The sequence below is a fragment of the Streptomyces sp. NPDC014656 genome (assembly GCF_043084305.1).
GTDB lineage: Bacteria > Actinomycetota > Actinomycetes > Streptomycetales > Streptomycetaceae > Streptomyces.
On the sequence record NZ_JBIBZN010000022.1, the window covers coordinates 104,137 to 122,888 of the forward strand.

General features: G+C 75.8%; 14 protein-coding genes and 1 pseudogene. 10 read left to right on the top strand and 5 right to left on the bottom strand.

Going from position 1 to position 18,752, the window contains the following annotated elements:
* The first annotated feature begins 252 nt into the window (after window positions 1–252).
* The 8 genes from ACF1ED_RS34430 to ACF1ED_RS34465 all read left to right on the top strand — a co-directional run bounded on the left by ACF1ED_RS34430 (window position 253) and on the right by ACF1ED_RS34465 (window position 9,539).
* Window positions 253–1,335: a DegT/DnrJ/EryC1/StrS family aminotransferase gene (locus ACF1ED_RS34430; protein ID WP_391767288.1), complete on the top strand. Its 1,083-nt coding sequence runs from the start codon at window positions 253–255 to the stop codon at window positions 1,333–1,335.
* Window positions 1,332–2,507 carry a DegT/DnrJ/EryC1/StrS family aminotransferase gene (locus ACF1ED_RS34435; protein ID WP_391767289.1) on the top strand — a complete coding sequence of 392 codons (1,176 nt, stop codon included), beginning with the start codon at window positions 1,332–1,334 and terminating at the stop codon, window positions 2,505–2,507. The genes ACF1ED_RS34430 and ACF1ED_RS34435 overlap by 4 nt, the downstream gene beginning before the upstream one ends.
* A gap of 58 nt (window positions 2,508–2,565) precedes the next feature.
* On the top strand, window positions 2,566–3,918 hold the full coding sequence (locus tag ACF1ED_RS34440; protein ID WP_391767290.1) for a protoporphyrinogen/coproporphyrinogen oxidase: 1,353 nt from the start codon (window positions 2,566–2,568) through the stop codon (window positions 3,916–3,918).
* Window positions 3,915–5,528, top strand: coding sequence for an AMP-binding protein (locus ACF1ED_RS34445; RefSeq protein WP_391767291.1), 1,614 nt, complete (start codon window positions 3,915–3,917; stop codon window positions 5,526–5,528). Before ACF1ED_RS34440 ends, ACF1ED_RS34445 begins: the two co-directional genes overlap by 4 nt.
* A complete protein-coding gene (locus tag ACF1ED_RS34450; protein WP_391767292.1) occupies window positions 5,525–6,364 on the top strand; it encodes a class I SAM-dependent methyltransferase in 840 nt (279 codons plus the stop codon). Before ACF1ED_RS34445 ends, ACF1ED_RS34450 begins: the two co-directional genes overlap by 4 nt.
* Window positions 6,361–7,359, top strand: a complete 999-nt coding sequence (locus ACF1ED_RS34455; protein ID WP_391767293.1) for a UbiA family prenyltransferase — start codon at window positions 6,361–6,363, stop codon at window positions 7,357–7,359. The genes ACF1ED_RS34450 and ACF1ED_RS34455 overlap by 4 nt, the downstream gene beginning before the upstream one ends.
* Before the next feature lie 194 nt (window positions 7,360–7,553).
* Window positions 7,554–7,757: a cold-shock protein gene (locus ACF1ED_RS34460; RefSeq protein WP_007502648.1), complete on the top strand. Its 204-nt coding sequence runs from the start codon at window positions 7,554–7,556 to the stop codon at window positions 7,755–7,757.
* 90 nt (window positions 7,758–7,847) lie between these two features.
* Complete coding sequence (locus ACF1ED_RS34465) at window positions 7,848–9,539, top strand: DEAD/DEAH box helicase (RefSeq protein WP_391767294.1); 1,692 nt, start codon at window positions 7,848–7,850, stop codon at window positions 9,537–9,539.
* A 98-nt stretch (window positions 9,540–9,637) separates the two neighbouring features.
* Here ACF1ED_RS34465 and ligA read toward each other — a convergent pair whose 3' ends face one another.
* The 3 genes from ligA to ACF1ED_RS34480 form a co-directional block, all read right to left on the bottom strand.
* Window positions 9,638–11,734, bottom strand: a complete 2,097-nt coding sequence (gene ligA / locus ACF1ED_RS34470; RefSeq protein ID WP_391767295.1) for an NAD-dependent DNA ligase LigA — start codon at window positions 11,732–11,734, stop codon at window positions 9,638–9,640.
* A gap of 68 nt (window positions 11,735–11,802) precedes the next feature.
* Window positions 11,803–11,943, bottom strand: a complete 141-nt coding sequence (locus ACF1ED_RS34475; protein WP_391767296.1) for a hypothetical protein — start codon at window positions 11,941–11,943, stop codon at window positions 11,803–11,805.
* 49 nt (window positions 11,944–11,992) lie between these two features.
* A complete protein-coding gene (locus tag ACF1ED_RS34480; protein WP_391767297.1) occupies window positions 11,993–12,154 on the bottom strand; it encodes a hypothetical protein in 162 nt (53 codons plus the stop codon).
* Window positions 12,155–12,333: 179 nt separating this feature from the next.
* Between ACF1ED_RS34480 and ACF1ED_RS34485 the strand changes: the two genes are divergently transcribed.
* Both ACF1ED_RS34485 and ACF1ED_RS34490 read left to right on the top strand, forming a co-directional pair.
* Complete coding sequence (locus ACF1ED_RS34485) at window positions 12,334–13,230, top strand: hypothetical protein (RefSeq protein ID WP_391767298.1); 897 nt, start codon at window positions 12,334–12,336, stop codon at window positions 13,228–13,230.
* Window positions 13,231–13,338: 108 nt separating this feature from the next.
* The gene (locus ACF1ED_RS34490; RefSeq protein WP_391767299.1) at window positions 13,339–17,538 is read left to right on the top strand and encodes a HEAT repeat domain-containing protein; all 4,200 of its coding nucleotides are present in this window, start codon (window positions 13,339–13,341) and stop codon (window positions 17,536–17,538) included.
* 87 nt (window positions 17,539–17,625) lie between these two features.
* Here the strand turns inward: ACF1ED_RS34490 and ACF1ED_RS34495 are convergent, their stop codons facing one another.
* Window positions 17,626–18,414: an ABC transporter permease gene (locus ACF1ED_RS34495; RefSeq protein ID WP_391767300.1), complete on the bottom strand. Its 789-nt coding sequence runs from the start codon at window positions 18,412–18,414 to the stop codon at window positions 17,626–17,628.
* Window positions 18,411–18,752: pseudogene (locus ACF1ED_RS34500) on the bottom strand (ABC transporter); the annotation flags it as partial. The pseudogene ACF1ED_RS34500 and the gene ACF1ED_RS34495, both read right to left, overlap by 4 nt.

Here is an 18,752-nt window from a genome sequence, read left to right on the forward strand (position 1 = left end):
CATGATCACCGAGAAGTATGAATTTCCATGAGGGATTCGTGACTCCAATCTTCGTACTGTTACGCTCGCACGGCAGCTTTCAAGGGTGGGCCCCTACCTGCCCTTCATCCCTCTCGGGCCTTGCAGTGGGCCCCAGTTGACGCCGGCGTCCAGTCGGCCGAGAAGAATTGTTTCCGCGTGACGCGATCCAGCATTCCCTTTTTCTCCCAGGCGAAGACGTTCGAAAAGATCTGGCCGGATCTCCGCGCCGGAGTGGACGAGATTTTCGCCGACGGCAAGTTCTCGCATTCCCGCCGGGTCGGCCGTCTGGAAAAGGCCCTCGCGCAGTACACCGGGGCCCGCCACGTGATCGGGGTGAACAGCGGGACCGACGCCCTCGTCCTGCTCCTCCAGGCGTGCGGCCTGCGCCCGGGGGACCGGGTCCTCGTCCCCGCGTACTCGTTCGTCGCCACCGCCAGCTCCGTCGTCCTGGCCGGCGGCCGGCCCGTCTTCACGGACGTCGACCCGGACACGTACGCCATGAGTCCCGGGACGATCGGCGAAGAGGCGGCGGACGGCGCCCGGTTCGTGCTGCCGGTGCACCTCTTCTCGCGGATGGCCGACATGGCGGCCCTCTCCGCCCACGCCGCCGAGCGGGGACTGACCCTCCTGGAGGACAGCGCCGAGGGCATCGGCATGCGGCAGAACGGCGTCCACGCCGGACTGCACGGACGCGGCGGCGTGCTGTCGTTCTTCCCCAGCAAGACGCTCGGCGCGCTCGGCGACGCGGGAGCCGTCCTCACCGACGACGACGACCTCGCCGAGCACGTGGCCGCGCTCCGGCACCACGGCCGCACCGGGCGCACCCTCGCCCACTTCCCCGGCATCTCGAACGAGAGCGTGCACATCGGCCACAACAGCAAGATGGACGACCTCCAGGCCGCCGTCCTGCTCGCCAAACTGGCGGTCCTCGACGAGGACATCCGCCACCGGGCCGTGCTCGCCCGCCGCTACGACGAGGGGCTGCGGGACTCGCCCGGCATCACCCGGCTGCCCGCGATCACCGGCGCCCCCGACGAGGTCTTCTACGTCTACCTGATCGAGACCGACCGGCGCGACGAACTCGCCGCCCACCTCCAGGACCAGGGCATCGGCACCGAGGCGTACTACCCGCTGCCCCTGCACCTCCAGCCCTGCTTCCGGGAACTCGGCCACCGCCCGGGCGACTTCCCCGTCGCCGAGGCCGCCTCCCGCCGGGCCCTCGCCCTGCCGCTCTACGCCGACCTCACCGAGGCCGAGGTGGCCCGGGTCTGCGCCGTCGTCCGCGCGTTCCACACCGGGAAGGTGCCCGCATGACCACCACCAGCGACCGGGCCGCCGAAACCGCCGCCGCCCCCGGCGACCGCGTCCCCTTCTTCCCGCCCGACCTCTTCCACGAGGACCGCGAGACCCTGCTGCGGCTCCTGTACGAGATCGGCACCGGCGCGGACCAGAAGTTCATCCTCGGCGACCACACCCGCCGCTTCGAGGACGCCCTGCGCGAGCGGCTCGGCGCCACCGACGTCATCGCCTGCTCCAGCGGCACCTCCGCCCTCCACCTGATCCTCACCGCCCTCGGCATCGGCCCCGGCGACGAGGTCGTGGTCCCCGCCTTCGGCTGCGCCCCGCTCGCCGCCGCCGTCCTGCACACGGGCGCCGTCCCCGTCTTCGGCGACATCGACCCCCGCACCCTCACCCTCGACCCCGCCGACGCGGAGACCCGCATCGGCACGCGGACCAAGGCGCTGATGCCGGCCCACATGTTCTCCGTCATGGCCGACATGCCCCGCTTCGTCACCCTCGCCGTCACCCACGGCCTGCGGCTGATCGAGGACTCCGCCGTCGCCCAGGGCGCCGTCCTCGACGGCACCCCCGCCGGACTGTGGGGCGACGCAGGGCTCTACTCCTTCGTCCAGGTCAAGTCCTTCGGGATGCCCGGCGAGGGCGGCGCCGTCGTCACCAGGGACGAGGAGACCGCCCGCACCGTCCGCATGCTCCGCAACCACGGCCAGGACGGCGTCAACCGCTTCCTCCACCACCGGATCGGCGTCAACAGCCGCTTCGACGAGATCCAGGCCGCCTTCCAGCTGCACCGGCTCGCCGGCCTCACCGCCCGCCTGGAGCGCCGCGCCCGGATCGCCGCCCACTACACCGAGCACCTCACCGGCCTGCCCGGCCTCACCACCCCGCCGCCCGGCACCGACGGCCGCTGCCACTACGTCTACACCCTGCTCGCCGACGACCGGGACGCCCTGCGCGACCACCTCTCCGCCGCCGGCGTCGACACCCACGTCTACTACCCGAGGACCCTGCCCGAGCAGGCCGCCTTCGCCCCCGTCGCCGCGGCCCGCCCGGGACCCGGCCTGCCGCACGCCCGGGACGCCGCCCGCCGGCACCTCTCCCTCCCCGTCCACCACCGGCTCACCGACGCCCAGGTCGAGCACGTCACCGAGGCCGTCCGCACCCACGCCCTGCGCACCCGCGGGTGACCGCACCGCCCCGGGCAGGCCGTGCCGCCACCCCCAGCCCCGCACGGAGTACCCCCGCATGACCCCTGATCTCGACATCGCCGTCGTCGGCTCCGGAATCGCCGGACTCGCCGCGGCCCACGAACTAAGCCGCAACGGCCACGAGGTGTGCGTCTTCGAGGCCGCCGACGCCCCCGGCGGACGGATGCGCAGCATCCACCGCGACGGCTACCTCATCGACACCGGGGCCGAGCAGATCTCCGCCCAGGGCTACCGCGCCACCTGGCAGCTCATCCGCCGGGCCGGCCTCACCCCCGACGAGGTGCCCCGCATCGGCCGCCCCATGGCCGTCTGGCGCGGCGGACGCCCGCACAACGGCGTCGGCGAACCCCGCGCCGTCCTCACCGGCGCCGGACTCGTCCCCGCCGCCCGGCCCTCACTGGCCCGCTTCCTCGCCTGGAGCGGACGCCACCGCGCCGAACTCGACCACGACCACCCCGAGACCACGCCGCTCGGCTCCGACACCGTCGCCGCCGCCGCCCGCCGCTACCACCCCGACCTCCACGACCACCTGCTCCAGCCGCTGTCCTCCGCCTTCTTCGGATGGGACGCCGGACGCAGCTCCGCCGCACCCCTGGTCGGCCTGCTCCTCGCCGTCGGACCGGTCTCCGCCTGGCGCACCTACCGGGGCGGCATGGACCTGCTCGCCACCCGTCTCGCCGCCGGCCTGGAGACCCGCTACGGCCGGCCGGTCGAGGAGGTCACCGACCACGGGACGCACGCCCGGCTCACCGTCGACGGCACCGCCCTCACCGCCCGCGCGGTGGTCCTCGCCGTGCCCGCCCCGGCCGCCGTGCGGCTCACCCGGGGCCCCGTCCCGGCCGACGCCGGCTACCCGGCAGCCTCCACCTACCGGCCCATGTTCAAGGTCAGCTGCGCCCTCGACCGCCCCCTCGCCCCGCGCGGCGGCGCCTACGCCCTGCTCACCCCGGAGTGCGAGGAACCGCTGCTCTCCTGCGTCATCGCCGACCACCTCAAGTGCCCCGACCGGGCCCCCGAGGGCCGCGGCCTGGTCAGCCTGCTCGCCGCCCCGCGCCACATCCCCGAACTCGCGGACACGAGCGAGGACGAGGCCGCCCGCAGACTCGCCGACGCCGCGGAACGCTACGTGCCCGGCCTCGGCGCCGCGCTCACCGCGACCCACGTCCACCACTGGCCCGAGGCCATGCCCGAGCTCACCCCCCGGGCCCTCGCCGTGCGCGCCGCGTTCCTGCGCCGGCCGACGCGCTCCGTCGAGTACGCCGGGGACTGGGTCGCCGCCCGGCCCTCCAGCGAGGGCGCCGCCCGCTCGGGCGCGCTCGCCGCCGCCCGCGTCCTCGCCCACCTCGCCCCGCGCCGGGGCCGTACCACCCGGCAGGAGACCGCCGCATGACCCCCCACGACCCGGGCGTCCTCTTCGACGAACTCGCCGACGCAGGCACCCCCACCCGCTACCACCTCGACCGCCCCTTCGACCTGGCGCCCTCGCCCACCGGCGACGGCGCCACCGAATGGACCGTCCCGGAGCTCGCCCTGCTCGTCCGGGAGACCGCCGGCGCGCTCGCCGCCGCCGGGGCCGGTCCAGGCGAGCGGGTCGCGATCGTCAAGGCCAACCACTGGGACTACGACCTCATCGCCTGCGCCGCCATCCGCACCGGCGCCGTCCCGGTGAAGCTCTCCGACCGGCTCGCCCCCGAGGTCCTGCGCGTCCTCCTGGACCGCTGCGCCCCCCGCGTCCTCGTCACCGACCCCGACGTCCTCGGCCGCGACCCGGCGGCCGGCCTCGCCGGGACGGCCCGCACCACGATCGTCCTCGGCCGCCACGGAGAGCCGCCGCCCGGCACCGTCCACCTCGACGAGCTGAGCGGCCACGCCGACCCCGGACCGCACCCCCGCGACGACGACGCCCCCCTGGTCGTCGTCCACACCAGCGGCACCACCGGGGTGCCGAAACTGGTCTCCCACACCACCCGCACCCTCATCCACCACCTCGCCCGGTTCGAGACCCTGCCGACGCCCCGCATCGGCCTGCGCCGCGACGACAGCCTCTTCAACGCCAGCTCCTACGCCCACGGCCGCACCATCTGCTGGACGGCCGTCGCCCCCGTCCGCGGGCCCCGGCACATCTCGCTCTGCTCCGAAGGCCGGCCCGACACGGCCGACCTCCTGCTGCGCGCCCACCCGCCGACCGTCGTCGAGGCGCTCCCGTCCCGCTACGTACGGCTGCGCCCGCTGACCCGCCGCCTGGACAACCCCTTCCAGGACGTACGGACCTACATCAGCACCTACGACGCCGTGCACCCCCCGGTCATCCGGTCCTACCTCCAGGCCAGCACGCGGCGCCGGCCGCTCTGGATGCAGGGCTGGGGGCAGAGCGAGACCGGCCCCCTGACCTTCGCCTTCCACACCCGCCGCTCCGTCGCCCGGGCCGCCGACGGCACCGCGACGACCGTGCGCGACCTCGGGCGGCCCGTCCCCCTGAAGACCCGGCTGAAGGCCGTCGACCCCGAGACCTTCCTCCCGGTGCCCGCCGGGACCCCCGGGCTCCTCCTGTGCCGCACCAAGGCCCTCGCCCCGGACTACCCGGGCGAGTCGGAGCGCTGGGCGGCCAAGACGCACGGCTCCTGGTGGAGCACCGGGGACATCGGGACGATCGCCCGCGACGGCAGCGTCCGGCTCCTCGACCGGGAGGTCGACCACCTCCCCGGATTCAGCTGCCTCCAGGCCGAGGACATGCTGGAGGACCGGCTCCCCGGGGCCCTGGAGTGCGTCGTCCTCGCCAGGACCGGCGCCGACCCGCTGCCCGTCGTGGTCACCGAGGACGGCACCCTCGACCCGGCCGGCTGGAAACGGGCCGCGGACGGGCTCCCGCCGCTCGCCGAACCCGTCGTGGTCGCCTGGGACGACGTGCCGCGCACCGGCACCGGGAAGGTCCGCCGCGCGGCCCTCCTCGAACGGCTCACCGGCAGCACCGAGACCTGCGGCACCGGCCGCTGGACATGACCGCGAGCCCGCCCGCGTCCAGCGGCTACGTCTTCGACAACGACAGCCCGCACAGCGACCGCCACCACGCCTCCCTCGAAGCGGCGCTCGACCCGCTGACCCTCGGCCACCTCCGCGAGGCGGGGGTGGCCCCCGGCATGCGCTGCCTGGAGATCGGCGCCGGGGCGGGCAGCGTCTCCCGCGCGCTGCTCCGGCTGGTCTCGCCCGGCGGCACCGTCACCGCCACCGACATCAAACCCGGCCGGATCGCGCCGGAACCCGGACTGACCGTCCTCGCCCACGACGTCGTCGCCGACCCGCTGCCCGAGGAGGCCTACGACGTCGTCGTCGCCCGCCTGGTCCTCCAGCACCTGCCCGAGCGGCAGGCCGTCCTGCGACGGCTGGCCGGCGCGCTCGTGCCGGGCGGCCTCCTCCAGGTCGACGAGTTCGACGCCGGCCACGAGCCCTGCCTCCTCGCGCCCTCCCCGGAGGACGCCCGGCTGTACGAGCGGTTCACCAGGGCCAAGACGACGCTGATGCGCGCCGCGGGCGGCGACCCCACCTGGGGCCGCCGGGCGCCCGCCGCGCTGCGCGAGGCCGGCCTGACCGGCATCCGGATCCGGCCGCACGTGCTGGTGCGCGCCCCCGGCACGCCCGCGCTCGGCCTCCAGCTCCACCACCTCGCCCACCTCGCGCCCCGGCTGCTCGACAACGGCTTCACCGCCGCCGAGCTGGACCGGCTCGGCGCGATGACGCGCTCCCCGGACTTCGCCGCCGCCACCGGCGTCCTCTACTCCGTGCAGGGCCGCCGCCCCGCCCGTACCCCCCTGACCACCCCACGCTCCGAGGCGACATGACCGACTCCACGCTCACGACGACCACCGCGCCCGCCGGGACCCCCGCGCCGCCGTCCCCGCCCCCGTCCTCCGCCGGCGGCCGGCTCCGGACCTACGCGCGCCTCGGCAAGCTGGACGTCTACGACTACTACCTGGGCACCTTCATCGCCCTGTCCGCCGTGCTGCTGCCGGCCGGCACGCTCACCGGGCGCACCGGCGCGCTCTTCGGCGTCTTCCTCGTCGGGCAGGTCTTCCTGCTGATGGCGATGACCGCCTTCGACGACGTCACGGGCTTCCGCGACGGCAGCGACATCACCAATTACGGTCCCGACCACCCGCTGCGCAACGTGAACCGCAAGCCGCTGGTGGCGGGCGCGCTGAAGGTGCCGGAGGCGCTGCGGTTCGCCTGGGCCAGTGCCGTCCTGGCGGCCCTGCTGTTCGCGGTGACCGCCGCCCTCGCGCCGCACCGCCCGGCGTGGACCGCGATCGGCCTCGTCGTGCTGTGGGTGGTGACCCTCCAGTACTCGTACGGGGTCAAGCTCAGCTACCACGGCTTCCAGGAGCTCTATCTCGTCGCCCTGGGCTTCGCGCTGGTCATCCTGCCGTACGGCATGGTCACCGGACGGGCCACCGGCTTCCTGCTGGTCCAGGCGGTCCTCTTCGGCTTCGGGCCGCTGATGTTCGGCGTCTACTCCAACACCAACGACGTCGACGGCGACCGGGCGGTGGGCCGTCCCACCGTGGCCGCCCTGACCTCGGAGCGCGGCAACGCCCGGTTCATCGGCACGCTGTCGCTCGTGGAGTTCCTGACGATCGCCGTCGCGAGCCTGGTGGGCGTCGCCCCCTGGTGGTTCGTCCTGGTGATGCTGCCCGCCTCGCTGCTGCGGCTGCGGCAGTACCTGCTCGGCTTCCGGACCGGCGACATCATGCGGGCCCGCCGCACCGGCTTCGCCGTGCACCGGCTCGGGGTCGTCCTGATGATCGTCGCCAACCTGCTGGCCGCCCTCACCGCGTGACGGCGGGGACCGCGTCCGCCACGCCGGAGTGGGGTGTCGATCACCATCCGGCGTCGGACGTGCTAAAGTGGACTTGTTGCAGTTGTGGTACCCATGAACCTATGTGCGCCTGACCGGAATGCTTTTCCGCGGGCGCATATTTCGTTTTTACCGGCATCTCCGGATGGGGCCTCTGCCTACAGAAGGAGAAAATCATGGCACAGGGAACCGTGAAGTGGTTCAACTCGGAGAAGGGCTTCGGCTTCATCGAGCAGGACGGTGGCGGTCCGGACGTGTTCGCGCACTACTCGAACATCGCCACCCAGGGCTTCCGTGAGCTCCAGGAGGGCCAGCGGGTCTCCTTCGACGTCACGCAGGGCCAGAAGGGCCCGCAGGCGGAGAACATCGTCCCCGCCTGATTGCCGGACGCTTGTCCGTCGCTCACCGGGGTTCGCACCTTCGTGGTGCGGACCCCGGTTTGTGCTGTTCGAAGAAAGGCAGAACCCCCTATGTCCCGCAGGCCGCCCCGGAAGTCGAACAAGCGAGCTTCCGCAGCTCCGGTTCAGACTCCCTCCTCCGCGTCCTCCAGCGAATTCCGGATGCCGGAGAGCGCGACGCCCGCCCTCCCCGCCGTGGAGGAGTTCGAGGGCCTCGACATGCCCGCGGGACTGCTGGCGACCCTCACCGCGCAGGGCGTGACCACGCCCTTCCCCATCCAGGGCGCCACCCTGCCCGACTCGCTCGCCGGCCGTGACGTGCTGGCGCGGGGCCGCACCGGCTCCGGCAAGACCCTCGCCTTCGGGCTCGCGCTGCTGGCCCGTACGGCCGGTCTGCGGGCCGAGTCCAAGGCGCCGCTCGCGCTGGTCCTGGTGCCCACCCGTGAGCTCGCGCAGCAGGTCACGGACTCCCTGGCCCCCTACGCGACCGCGGTGAACCTCCGGATGACCACCATCGTCGGCGGGCTCTCGATCACCAAGCAGGCCGCCACGCTGCGGCGCGGCGTCGAGGTGGTCGTGGCCAGCCCCGGCCGCCTCAACGACCTCGTCGAGCGCGGCGACTGCGTCCTGGACGACGTCCGCATCACCGTGCTGGACGAGGCCGACCAGATGACCGACATGGGCTTCCTGCCGCAGATCACCAAGCTGATCAAGCAGGTGCGGGACGACGGGCAGCGGATGCTCTTCTCCGCCACCCTGGACCGGAACATCGACCAGCTGGTGAAGCGCTTCCTGACCGACCCCGTGGTGCACTCCGTCGACCCGTCCGCGGGCGCGGTGACCACGATGGAGCACCACGTGCTCCACGTGCAGGACGTGACCGACAAGAAGGCCGTCACCACCCGCATCGCGGCCCGCGACGGCCGGGTCATCCTCTTCCTCGACACCAAGCGGTCGGCCGACCGGCTCGCCAAGCGGCTGCTGTCCGTCGGCGTCCGGGCGGCGGCCCTGCACGGCGGCCGCACCCAGCCGCAGCGCAACCGCACGCTGGAGCAGTTCAAGACCGGCCAGGTCACCGCGCTGGTGGCGACGAACGTCGCGGCCCGCGGCATCCACATCGACGACCTCGACCTCGTCGTGAACGTCGACCCGCCGGGCGACCACAAGGACTACCTGCACCGCGGCGGCCGCACCGCCCGGGCCGGCGGCTCCGGCAGCGTCGTCACGCTGGTCCTGCCCGAGCAGAAGCACGAGGTCACCCGGCTGATGCGGGACGCGGGCATCCAGCCCCGGACGACCCGCCTCAGGTCCGGCGACGAGGAACTGACCACCCTGACGGGCGCCCGCGAGCCGTCCGGCGTCGCGGTCACCATCGAGGTGCCCCAGCAGGCCGCCCCGGCGGCCTCCCGCGCCGGCCGCAAGCCCGCGGGCGAGGGCGGCGCCCGCCCGTCCCGCCGGCGCCGTGGCGGCGGTGGCGGTGCCGGCGGCGCGGCGAGCGGGGCGTCCGAGGCGCCCGCCAAGACGGGCGGCCGGGGCTCCGGCCGCCGGCCCGCGGCGGGAGCCGGGGCGAAGACCGCCGGCGGCGCCTCCGCGACCGGTGGCCGTACCTCCGCGGCCGGTGGCCGCGGCACCGCCCGGCGTACCGGATCCGCCGGAGCGGCGGGGACGGGTGCCAAGGGCGACGGTGCCGCCACGACCGCGCGCGGCGGCGAGCGGCGCCCGCGCCGGCGCACCTCCTCGCAGGGCGGTACGACCGAGCGCTGAGGCCCGTGGCGCGGACCCGCGCCCCGCCTTTCCGGCCGGTTCCCCTGGTGGGGGACCGGCCGGAGCCGTGTGCGGGCGGTCCGGTGCCCGCGTCCGCGTCAGCCGAGGTAGTCGGCGACGAGGACGGCGAAGGCCTCCGGGGTGAGGACCTCGACGCCGAGCTTCTCCGCGGCGACCGCCTTCGAGCTGGGCTTGCCCGTGGCGGACGGGGCGGAGACGAGGTAGGTGGTCTTCGCGTTGACGCCGCTGCCCGCGCGGCCGCCGGCCCGCTCGATCAGCTCGTTCATCTGCGAGCGGCCGTAGCCGTCCAGCCGGCCGGTCATCTTCCCGGTGACGACCACCGTCCGGCCCGCGAGCGGACCTCCGGCGGGAGCGGCGGCCTCGCCGTCCGTGCCGGGCTCGCCCTCCGGCCGGCCGGGCCGCTCGGGCTCGGTCATGTTCACGCCCGCCGCGATCAGCTTGTCGACGACCGGGGCGAGGGCGGCCAGTTCGGCGACGACGACGGGGGCCTTCTCCGGGCCGATGCCCTCCACGGCGAGGAGGTCCTCGGCGCTCGCGGCGCGGATCGCCTCCATCGTGCCGAAGTGGGCCGCGAGCCGCCGCGACATGCGGCGGCCGGTGCCCCGGATGCCGAGGGCGCAGAAGACCCGGCTCAGCGGGCGGCTGCGGGCCAGCTCGAACTGCTCGGCCAGCTTCGCGCCGCGCCGGGCGCTGCCGGCGGCGACCGTCAGCTGCTCCTCGGTGAGGGTGAAGAGGTCGGCCACGTCGGTGACCAGTCCGGCGTCGATCAGGGCCTTGATGTACGTCTTGCCGAGGCCGTCGACGTCGAGGACGTCGCGCCCGGCCGCGTACGCGATCAGGGGGGCGAGCGCGCAGCCCGCGCCCTTCGCGCACCGCCAGCGCTCCTGGGTCTTGTCGATCTCGCCGTCGCAGTTCGGGCAGGTGGCGGGCAGCGGGACCGGGACGGCGCCCTCGGGGCGCAGTTCGACCACGGGCGCCTGCACGCGCGGGATGATGTCGCCGGCCTTGTAGACGGTCACCGTGTCGCCGAGGTGGAGGTCGCGGCGGGCGATGTCCGCCGGGTTGTGGAGGGTGGCGCGGGAGACCGTCGAGCCGTCGATCTCGACGGGGTCGAGGAGCGCGGTCGGCGCGAGGACGCCGGTGCGGCCCACCTCCCACACGACCTCCCGCAGCACCGTCTGGCGCTCCACGGCCGACAGCTTGTACGCGATGGCCCAGTACGGGAAGCGGCTTCCGAGACCGGCCTCGGCCTGCTCGGCCGCGCTGTTCGCCTTCACGACCACGCCGTCGATGCCGAACGGCAGCCCGGCGCGCAGCGCGCCGATCGCGTCCACCCGGGCCTGCGCCTCGGCGATGGTGCCGACCACGTGCAGCCCGGCGGGGGTGTCGGCGGTCGTCCTGACACCGGCCGCGGCGACGGCCGCCAGGACCTCGGCGTGCGTCGCCCCGGCGGGCAGAAACGATCCGCCGTCCAGGTCCACGGCGCCGTACGCCCAGAACGTCATCTCCAGCCGGTACGGCCGGTCCTTCGCCCGCAGCGTCCCCGCCACCGCGTTCCGCGGGTTGGCGAACGGCGTGCCGCCGTGCGCCGCGCGGACCTCCTGCGCGGTCTCGAACTGCTCGTGGGTGAAGAGCACTTCGCCCCGCACCTCGAAGGTCAGCGGCTCGGCCAGCAGTTCCGGCAGTCCGACGACGGAGCCCACGACGTGGCTGACGTCCTCGCCGTGCGTGCCGTCGCCCCGGGTGACGACCCGCACGAGCTTCCCGTCCCGGTAACGGGCGGCGATCGCGGCCCCGTCCAGCTTCGGCTCGACGGTGAACCCGCCCTCGGCCTCGCGGCCGAGCCGCCGCTGGAGCGAGGCGCCCCAGGCGATCAGCTGCTCGGGACCGAACACGTTGTCCAGGCTGAGCAGGCGCGTCGTGTGCGCGACGTCGCCCTCGGGTGCGGCGCCGTCGGCGACCAGGCCCGTCGGCGACCCCGGTGCCCCGCCCGGGTGGGCCTCCTCCCACGCCAGCACGGCCAGGCGCAGCGCGTCGTACGAGGCGTCGTCCAACGGGCTGTTCTCGCCCGCGTAGTAGGCGCCGGACGCGGCGCGCAGCCGGTCGAGCGCGGCCTCGTAGGCGGCGGGGCTGGACAGGACGAGGTGCGCCTCAGCGGCGGGAATCGCGGTCATGGGTCCATCTTGGCGTGGGGGTCTGACAACGCCCCCCTGCCCCGTCGGGGCCCGGGCCGGACGGCCGGTCAGGGGACGAACGCCGGGGCCTGCGCGGTCAGCAGGCGGTCGGTCAGCTCCTCGCGCGCGGAGCGGCCGGTCTCCGCCCCGGCGCCCCGGTCGTCCGGGAAGGCCGACCGGTCGACCTCGCGGGCGGCCTTCTCGAACACGTCAAGGTCCAGGGGCCGGCCGAGCCGGCCCGGCCCCCGTCGGCCTCCCTCAGGACGGTCTCCGGCTCAGCACGCTGCCGCGCAGCACGAGCGAGTCCGCCCACGCCTCCAGCCGGGCCCGCTCGTCCTCGGTCCCGCGGCCGACGGCGACGTGCGTCTCGTACGCCCCCGGGGCGTCGGCGGCCCGGCCGGCCCTGTCCCTCACGTGCACGTGCGAACCCTCCTCCTGGCGGCCCGAGTCTGCCGGGCGCACCGGCGCCGGCTCGTTCCGGTTTCCGCGAGGGGCCCGGTCGTGCGGGCCGCCCGGGCATGCGGCAGGATACGGGGCGGGAGGGGATTTGAATGTGTTCAGAAATGACGTCGGGGAGGGGAGGAGGCCGCCACGCGCGCGTGGGGGACCGGCTCGACCACGTCCTCATGACCTCGACGGCGGTGCTCCTCGTCGAAGCCGTGACCGGTGTGCTCGCTTTTCACGTCTGGTACGAGTCGCTGGAGACGACCGGCCGCTCGGAGAGCGCGATCGGCCTGTTTCTCCTGATCCTGGCCACGCCGTTCCTGCTGGTGGCGGCCGGGGTCGCCGCGCTGGTGACGTCGGCCGCGGTCGTGGCGCCGGTCCTCGCCGGGGCGGGGTGGCTGGGGAGGCGGTGCTCGGGCCGCGAGACGTGGTGGTGGGTCCCGGTGGTGGCCGGGGCGGTGACCGCCGCGGCGGTCGCGGCCGGCCGCCTCTCGGGGGTGCTGGGATCGGTGGCGGCCCTCGCCGTCTGGGCCGCCGGGACGGTGGCGCTCGCCGTTCCCGCCCTGATCGCGCGCGGGCTGCTGCCGACGGGCCGCCCGCGGCTGTCGGACCGCGCGCTGGCCGGACGGCTGGCGCTGTGGGGGACGCTCGCCGTCGTCACCGCCTGGGCGGTCGCCGGCGCCGTCCTGTGGGCCGGGGCGGCCTACGAGCCTCCGTGGCTGGACGACGAACGGATCGCGGGCACCTGGTCCGACGGCAGGGGCGGAGCGCTGACCTTCACAGCGGACGGCGGGGTCACGGCCGTCCGCGTCGAGGCCCACGACTTCACGGGCGACGCCGGGGTGCCGGCCGCCACGTGCAGCGGCAGCGGGACCTGGTCGTACCAGCGGGGCGACAGCCCGTGGTCGCAGGGGATCTCGGTCACCGTCGACGGCTGCGCCATGGAGCCGTGGAGCGTCTACGGAAGCCCGGAGCACCCGAAGATCTTCGTGTACGCCGGCGACCCCGACGGCGGGGACCCCTACGTTCTGCGGAAGGCGGATGCGGGCTGAGGGGGGAACCGGAGCGGGGGGCGCTGTGACGCCGGACCGCACGGGGGCGGGCCGGGAAGCGCGCAGGCACGTCGCGGGCCGTCGGGGCGGGGACCGTACGATCCCGGGGTGAGCCCCCTGCCGAACCTGCCGAAGCCGCTGCCCGGTCCGCGTCCTCAGAGTCCGTCGCCGGAGTCGGAGCCGGTGAGTGCCGAGGCGGCGCTCGTGCTCGTCGCCGGGGGCGGGGTCCCGCCCGGGTGGCGGGGCTGGTCGGCGGGGGTGGGGGTGCCGGCCGTGCGGGTGGCCCTGCTGCGGGCGGAGCTCGTACGGGATCCGGTGGTGGCGCGGCGCGAGGAGCCGGGGGAGGAGCTGTACCAGGCCGTCCGGGGGGTGGAGGCGGGGGACGCGGAGCTCGTCCGCGTGCTGGCCGGGAGCGGGGACGCCGTGCTGGAGGGGGAGGCGCTGCGGCTGGCGCGGGAGGGGCTGCGGGCGGGGAGCGCCGGTCCCGGGTTCGTGCGGGACGTGCTGCGGGGGTTGCTGGGGTCGGACTCCGACGCCGTGGTGAACGGCGCGCTCGCCGCGCTCGCCGAGCCCTGGGCGTCGGTCGAGCCGCTGCCCGCCTCCGCCCTCACCCGACTGCTGGGGCCGGAGACCGCCGGCGCGGCGCTCCTCACCGCCGCCGCGCACGGGCACGGGGAGACGCTGTGGCGGGCCGCCGCCGACCCGGACGCGGCGCCCGGGGTACGGAGGCGGGCCCTGGCCCTGTACGGGGAGACCGCGCGGCGCGAGGACGTGCCCGCCCTCCTGGAGCTCGCCGGGACGGACCCCCTGCTGTTCGGCGGCCCGGCGACGGACTGCCTGCGCGCCATGCACCGGCGCGGCCACTTCGCCACCGACGCGGACGTCCCGGCGGTGCTGGCCCTCGCCCTCGCCGACCACACGGTCCCGGCCGGCGCCGTGGCGACCGTACTCTTCACGTCGCGCCGCACGCTGCTGCGCCTGCTGGTCGACACCGCGCCCGGCGATCCGGCGTGGCCGCGCCGCCTCGACCTCCTCGTCGCCCTGGACGCGCAGGGGGTCGGCGGCCTGCCGGTGGCCGCCGAGATCGCCCGCGTCCTACCGGCCGCCTCCGATCCGGCGCCGTTCCTGCGGGCCCTGCGCGCGCTTCGCGACCCCGGCACCGAGACGGCCGTCCTCGCCGTCCTCCCGCACGCGCCCGCCGACGCGCTCGACGCGCTGGAGGCCGTCGGCGGCGACCGGACCGTACGCCTCCTGGGTGCCGCCCTCGGCCTCGACGGCCCGGCCGCGCCGCTCGTGGAGCGGGCGGTGCGGGCCCACCGGAAGAAGGCCCTGGAGCTGGTCTGGCTGCTGAACACCGACCCCGGGGTCCGGCGGCGGCTGATCGCACGGGTCGACGCGGCCGCGCTGCCCGCCCGGATGGCCGCCGACCTCGGCGGACCCGACGAGCGTGAACTCGCCCTGCTGGCCGCGCACCTGGACCCGGACGAGCCCGTCGCCGCCCTGTGCCGGCTCGCCGCGCACGCGGGTCCGGGCACGCTGCCCGTCCTCGCCGACCTGCTGCTGCGGATCGCCGGAGAGGCCGCCGCGGCATGGGAGCCCGGCGGCACGGGGCCCGTGCCAGAGGCGGAGCCGGTGGTGCCGCGGGAGGCCGTGGACGCGCTGGAGGCGCTCGGACGGCGGCTGCACGCGCGCGGCCGGATCCGGCCGGTGTGCCTGCTGGACGTCCTGCCCGCCGGCGCCGGTCCCGCGCTCGTCACGGACCTGGTCCTCGGGCTGCTGGAGCGGCCCGGGCTCACGGCGGGCGAACAGGCCGTCCTGCTCAGGGTGTTGCTCGACCTTCCGGGGGCGCAGCACCGGACGGTCCGGTCCCGCGCGCACCCGTTCCTGCGCCACCCCGACCGGCACGTGCGCAAGCACGCCGTCGCCCTCCTCGCCCGGGACGCCACGGGCGAGGGCGTCGCGGCCGTGTCGGCGACCCTGCTCGCGATGACCGGCCCCGACCGGGACCCGCAGACCGTCCGCCAGACGCTCGGCGCCCTCGGCGACGCGGGAGCCCGCTGGGCGTCCGACGCGATCGCCGGCTGCCTCGGCCACCCCGCCATGAACGTCCGCAAGACGGCCGCCCGCGCCCTCGCCACCGCCGGTACGGCCCGCGCCGTGCCCGCTCTCCTCCACCACCTCGGACGCGCCGACAACCCCGGCCTGCGCGGCCTCCTCCTCGACGCCCTCCGCGCCCTCCTCGGCACCGCGCTCACCGCCACGGTCACCGCGGCGGCGGACGGCGCGACGGACGCGCGCACCCGCGACCGGCTCCTCGCCGCGCTCCCCGGCGAGCCGGTCCCGGACCCGGACGAGACCGATCTCCGCTCCCTGGTGGAGGAGGGCTGGGACCCGGACACCGCGCTGGGTCTCGCCACGCGCCACGCGGAGGACGGCGGCCCCCGCCGGACGGAGCGGCTGCGGGAGTCGCGGCCGTACCTCTCCGACTGGCTCGCGCTCGCCGCCACCTCGCGGCGGGCGCGGCGGGCCGTGCTCGCCGTGCTGCCGGGCGGGATCTGCCCCGCTCCGTGGACCGTCCACGAGCGCGGCGCGTTCGCCCGGCACGTCACGGTCCTCCTCGACGGCCTGGCCGAGGCGGAGGGCCCGGCGCGGGACGCCCTCCTGGAGATCCTGGAGGCGGTCGCCGCGCACCGGCGCCCGGACGTGCGCGGCGAACTCGTCCGGTCCGTCAGGGCCCTGGCCCCCCGGGCCCCGGGACGCCGCTCCGTGCTGCCGCTGCTGCGGCTCGCCGGTGCCGTCGTCGGCCGTGCCGACCTCGACCGCGAGCTCGGCGCCGCCGCGCTCGCGGCCGATCCGGACGCCGCCCGCGCACGGCTGCTGCGCGAGGCCTTCGGGACCGGCGTACAGGACGGGCGACCTTCCTGGTACCGCGAACTCGCGGACTCCGCCCGGAGCGTGGCGGACCTCGCCGCCCACCGGAAGCGGGCCCGCGCCGTCGGTTCGCGCGAGCTGCTCGCCGCCCTCGTCGACGTACAGGCCGGGGCGTCCGCCGGCGTACGGGACGCGCTCGTCGACTGGATGACGGAGCTCCAGCCGCTGGACGCGCCGCCGTGGACGCTCGCGGAGGACGCCGCCCGCGCCGCGGACCCCGCGCCGCGCCGCGCCCGGCCCGCCGACCTGGACCAGCCCCGGTCCGCCGCGCAGCGGGAGCGGCTGCTCGCCCTCCTGGCCTCCGGCGACCCGCGGGCGCGGAACGGGGCCGCGCGCACGCTGCTCGCGTGGCCCGAACCCGACGCGCGCGCCACCGTGCTCGACGCGTACCTGCGCGGCCGGATCGACGAGCCCGCCGAGGACGCGCTCCGGTCCGCGCTGGGCCGGGCGCTGACGGAGACCGGCCCCGCGCACCTCCTCGACGGCACGGACGGCGCGCGGGTCGGCCGGGTCGCCCGCGCCGCGGCCTCCGGCCCCGGCGCCCGGCGCCTCCCGCTCCTGCTGCCGGTGCTCCTGCACCTGTGGGAGCACGGACCGGAGGCGGCGCGGCGGGACGCGTTCGACGCGCTGCGGCTACTGCCCGCCGATGCCCTGGCGGGGCACCTGGAGGGCCGGCTCGCCACCGGGGAGCCGGGACCGCTGGGCCTCCTCGCCGGCAGCCGGCTGCTGCGCACCCCCGTCCTGGAACGGCTCGCCGGGCGCCACCCCGAGGCCGGCCTCGTCCTCGTCGACGGCCCGCTGCACGGCCCGGAGGCCGCCGGACGGCGGGAGGCCGCGCTCCGCACCCTGCGCGAGCGCGCCCCGCGTCCTCCCGCGTCCTCCCCGGTCCTGCCGTACGAGGAGGCGATCGAGCTGCTGCGGTCGCCCGAGCCCCGGCGGGTGCGGCGCGCCCTTGCCCATCTGACCGAGCACGCGAAGGCCTTCGAAGGGGCCCTGTTCGAGGGGCCGTTGCGGGAGCTGCTGGTCCACCCCGACACCGGCGTACGGCTGCACGCGCACCGGACCGCGCGGGTGCTGCTCGACCGTGACGCGCATCTGCGGCTGACCGAGGTCCTGCTGGACGACGCCCGGCCGGACGTGGTGCGCGGTGCGATCCGGGTGCTGTCGCAGGCGCGCCGGGAGCCGGCCGTCCCCCGCTTCGTCGCGCTCCTCGACCACGGGCAGGCCGTCGTGCGGCGGGCGGCGGAGGCGGCCGTCCTGCACGCGGGACCGGAGGCCGTCCCGGCCCTCCGGCGGGCCGCGTCGCACGCCCGCCCCGACCGGCGTGCCGTCTACGAGCGGCTGCTCGCGCGGGTGCGGGAGGGGGAGGCGCGGTAGCGGGGGAACGCGGCGGGGGCGGCGTACGCCGACGGCTGTCGGGCACGCCGCCCCGGCGGCGGGAAGGGGGCTGGAAGGGGGGGGCGGTCAGGAGGGGTCGCGGTCGAAGGTGGCCTTCGACCAGAAGTAGCCGAGGACGGTGAGGCCGGCGCACCAGGCGACGGCGAGCCAGCCGTTGTGGCCGATCCCGGTGCCGAGGAGGAGGCCGCGGAGGGTCTCGATGGCCGGGGTGAAGGGCTGGTACTCGGCGATCGGCCGGAACCAGCCGGGCATCGAGTCGATCGGCACGAACGCGCTGGAGATCAGCGGCAGGACGACCAGCGGGAGCGCGTTGTTGGACGCGGCCTCCGCGTTGGGCGAGACCAGGCCCATGCCGACGGCGACCCAGGTGAGCGCGAGGGCGATCAGGGCCGTCACGCCGAAGGCGGCGAGCCATTCGAGGGCGGTGGCGCCGGTGGAGCGGAAACCGATGGCGACGGCGACGGCACCGACGAGGAGCACGCTCATGAGGCACTGGAGGACGCTGCCGACGACGTGGCCGACGAGGATCGACGGGCGGTGGATCGCCATCGTGCGGAAGCGGGCGATGATCCCCTCGTTCATGTCGTTGGCGACGGAGACGGCGGTCCCGACCACCGTGCCGCCGACGGTCATCATCAGGATGCCCGGCACCACGTAGGCGACGTACGCGGCGCGGTCCGCGTCGCCGCCCGTGCCGGCGCTCATCACGTCCCCGAAGACGTAGACGAAGAGCAGGAGCAGCATCACGGGCGTGAGCAGCAGGTTCAGGGTGAGGGAGGGGTAGCGGCGGGCGTGCAGGAGGTTGCGCCGGAGCATCGTGGACGAGTCGCGGACGGCGAGGGAGAGGGTGCTCATCGGGCGGACTCCTGGTTCTGGGTCGGCTGGGCGGGGAGCGCGGTGGTGTCGCCGGGGCCGGTGAGGGCGAAGAAGACGTCGTCCAGGTCGGGGGTGTGCACGGTCAGTTCGTCGGCCTCGATGCCGGCCGAGTCCAGCCAGTCGAGGAGGGAGCGCAGTTCGCGCTGGCTGCCGCCGCTGGGGATCCGGAGGGTGAGGGTCTCGTCGTCCCGGGTGGCCACCTGGAGGGTGGTGGCCGCGGACCGGTAGGCGGTGGGGTCGGTGAAGCGGAGGCGGACGTGGCCGCCGGGGACGCGGCGCTTGAGCTGGTCGGCGGTGCCCTCGGCGACGATCCTGCC